This is a genomic window from Streptomyces sp. NPDC002935, assembly GCF_040611295.1.
GTDB lineage: Bacteria > Actinomycetota > Actinomycetes > Streptomycetales > Streptomycetaceae > Streptomyces.
Genome location: NZ_JBEXNW010000087.1, coordinates 1 through 3835 on the forward strand (window position 1 = coordinate 1; position 3835 = coordinate 3835).

Here is a 3835-nt window from a genome sequence, read left to right on the forward strand (position 1 = left end):
GGATCACCCGCTGCTGCGACGGCCCGTTCGGAGCCGTCAGACCGTTCGACGCACCGTCCTGGTTCACCGCCGTACCGCGAACGACCGCCAGCACCTGGTGCCCGTTCCGACGGGCGTCGGACAACCGCTCCACCAACAGCATGCCCGCACCCTCGGCCCAGCCCGTACCGTCCGCCCCCGAGGCGAACGCCTTGCACCGACCGTCCGCCGACAAGCCACGCTGACGGCTGAACTCCACGAACACGGACGGGCCTGCCATCACCGTGACGCCGCCGACGAGGGCCATCGAGCACTCCCCGCTCCGCAGCGCCTGCGCGGCGAGGTGGAGGGCCACGAGCGACGACGAGCACGCCGTGTCGACGGTGACCGCCGGGCCCTCAAGCCCGAAGGTGTACGAAACACGCCCCGAAGCGACGCTGCCCGCGCTGCCGTTGACGAGGTAGCCCTCCAGCCCTGCCGGCGAGGTGTGCACGCGCCCGCCGTAGTCGTGGTACATCACGCCGGCGAAGACACCGGTCCTACTGCCCCGCACCGTCGCCGGGTCGATCCCGGCCCGCTCGAACGCCTCCCACGACGTCTCCAACAGCAACCGCTGCTGCGGGTCCATCGCCAACGCCTCACGCGGCGAGATCCCGAAGAACTCGGCGTCGAAGTCCGCCGCGTCGTGGAGGAAGCCGCCTTCTCGGGTGTAGCTGGTGCCCCACTGGTCGGGGTTCGGGTTGTAGAGCCGCTCGACGTCCCAGCCGCGGTCCTCGGGGAAGCCCGAGATCGCGTCGCGGCCGGAGGACACCAGCTGCCACAGGTCTTCGGGCGACTCCACGCCGCCGGGGTAGCGGCAGGCCATGCCCACGATCGCGATGGGCTCGTCCGCCGTTCCGGTGGCCGTGGAGAGGGTCGCCGGCACGGCTGCCGCCGCCTCGCCGGAGCCTGCGGCTTCGGCGGTGAGGAAGCGGGCGAGGGTAAGCGGGTTCGGGTAGTCGAAGATCAGGGTGGCGGGCAGGCGCATGCCGACGGCCGAGTTGAGCCGGTTGCGCAGTTCGACGGCGGTCAGCGAGTCGAATCCGATGTCCTTGAACGAGTCGTCCGCGCCGACCGACTGTGCGCCGACGTGCCCGAGCACGGCGGCGACCTGAGTACGCACCAGGTCCAGCACCACCTGCTCGCGCTCGGCCTCCGGCAGCCCGGCCAGCCGCTGACCCAGCGATCCCTCCGGCGCGGTCTGCGCCGTGCGCCGCACCGGCGCGACCCGCACCAGTCCGCGCAGGACCGGCGGCACTGGCTGCCCCTGTCCGTCGCGGAAGGCGGACGTGTCGAGCCGGATCGGGGCGACTGCTGCCCGATCGGTGGCCAGTGCCGCGTCGAACATCCGCAGGCCCTCCGCCGACGGGATCGCGGCGAGGCCCATGCGCTTGATGCGGGTGAGATCGGTTTGGTCGAGGCTGCCGGTCATGGCGCTCTCGCTGTCCTGCGCCCACAGGCCCCAGGCCAGCGACGTGGCCCGCAGGCCCGTGGCACGGCGGTGCTCGGCGAGGGCGTCGAGGAAGGTGTTGGCAGCGGCGTAGTTCCCCTGGCCCGGCGTGCCGAGGGTGCCCGCCACCGAGGAGAAGAGCACGAACGCGGACAGGTCGCCGGACAGCTCACCCGCCAGGTCGTGCAGGTTCAGCGCCGCGTCCACCTTCGGGCGGAACACGGCGTCCAGCCGCTCGGGGGTCAGTGAGCCGATGATTCCGTCGTCCAGGACTCCGGCGGTGTGGATGATCGCGGACAGGCTCTGCCCGGGCCGGCCCAGGAGTGCACGGACGGCGTCGCGGTCGGCCACATCACACGCGGCCCAGGTGACGTCGGCGCCCTGCGCGGTCAGCTCGGAGGTCAGCTCGGCCGCGCCGGGGGCGTCGCCGCCGCGGCGGCTGACCAGCAGCAGACTGCGGACGCCGTGCTCGGCGACCAAGTGCCGGGCGAACAGCCCGCCCAGCCCGCCCGACGCGCCGGTCAGCAGGACGGTGCCGGAGCCGAGGCCGGGAAGCTCCGGGTCCGCGTCCGGCGCGGCGACGCGGACGAGCCTCGGCACCCGGACCTCGTCGCCCGCGTGCACTGCGGCCTGCGGCTCACCCGACGCGATCAAGCCGGGCAGCACCCGGGCAAGACCGGCGTCGTCGACACCACTGCCGGCGTCGGCATTGGCATTGGCATTGGCATTGGCATTGGCATCGTTGGAGGTCTCGACCAGCACGATGCGGTCGGGGTTCTCGGTCTGCGCCGAACGCACCAGTCCGCAGACCGCCGACTGGGCGAGGTCTCCCGTACGCGTCACCAGCACCAGGCGCGCCGGGCGTTCCTCGGCCAGCCACCACTGCACCAGTTCCAGCACGGCGTGGGTGACCTGACGGACCCGGGTGGCCAGGTCCGCGCCGGTCCCGGTCGGGCAGGGCACGACCACGGCATCGGCCACGGCTCCGGCATCGGCTTCGGTGTCCGCCGGCGAGTCAGCGGCCCGAAGAGCGGCGAGATCGTCGTACGTCTCGATCCTTATGCCGTCCGGTGCGGACGGCAGCCTGACCGGCGTCCACTCCAGGCCGAAGACCGCGTCGTCGCTGCCGGAACCGACGCGCAACTGGTCGGCGGGCACCGGGCGCAGTGTCAGCGAGTCGACCTGCGCGACAGGCTCGCCAGTGCCGTCGGCCAGCACGAGCGACACCGTGGAGCTGCCGGTGCCGATACCGGCGCGCGAGACCTTCACCCGCAGGTCGGAGGCTCCGGCAGCCGCCAGCCGTACGCCGCTCCAGGCGAACGGCAGCAGCCCGTTCCCCGTCCCGGCCTCGGGCTCGACCGCGCCCAGCCAGACGGTGTGCAGGGCGGCATCGAACAGGGCGGGGTGCAGGCCGTACGCGCCCGCGTCGGTCCGCTCCGCGCCGGACAGCTCCACTTCGGCGAAGAAGTCGTCCCCGCTCCGCCACGCGGCGCGCAGCCCCTGGAAGACGGGGCCGTAGTCGAGCGCCATGCCGGCGAGGCGGTCGTAGAACCCGTCGACGTCGACCGGCTCCGCACCCACGGGCGGCCACGCGGTGAGCGACCCGTCCACGGGCCCTCCGGTGGCGACGGTCAGCGAGCCGGAGGCGTGCCGGACCCATGCCCGCTCGAAGTCGTCCTCGTGGGCGTACGCGTCCCCGTCGTCGATCCGCGAGTGCACGGTCAGCGGCCTGCGGCCCGAGCCGTCGTCGGCGCCGACGCGCACCTGCAGGGCGACGCCGCCGCGCTCGGGCACGAGCAGCGGTGTCTCCAGCGTCAGCTCTTCCAGCAGGTCGCAGCCCACGGCGTCGGCAGCGGTGATCGCCAGCTCGACGAACGCGGTTCCCGGCAGGAGCGCGACCCCACTGACGGCGTGGTCCACCAGCCACGGGTGCGTGTGCGTCGAGAGCCGCCCGGTGAGCAGGTGTCCGTCGCCTTCGGCCAGCGGCACGGCGGCGCCGAGGAGCGGGTGACCGGACTCGCCCTGCCCCACCGCGCGCATGTCACCGGCGGAGGCGGGGGCGGCGAGCCAGTAGCGCTCGCGCTGGAAGGCGTACGTGGGCAGGTCGAGACGCCGGGCGCCCGGGAAGAAGGCCTGCCAGTCCACTTCGGCGCCGCTGACGTGCAGTTGGGCGTACGCGATGGTGAGCGCCTGGGGTTCGGGGCGGTCGGCTCGGAGTACGGGGATGGTGACGATGTCGTCCACACAGCCCTGCGCCATGCCGCTGAGGACACCGCCCGGGCCGATCTCCACGAAGGTGGTCACACCCAGCTCGCCGAGGGTCTCGATGCCGTGCGCGAAGCGCACCGCTTCGCGCACGTGCCGCAC

Annotated in this window: 1 protein-coding gene; it reads right to left on the reverse strand. The window is 73.2% G+C overall.

The window, feature by feature from the left end:
• The coding region (locus tag ABZX90_RS43715; protein WP_355213717.1) for a type I polyketide synthase at positions 1–3835 on the reverse strand (3835 nt) is incomplete at both ends.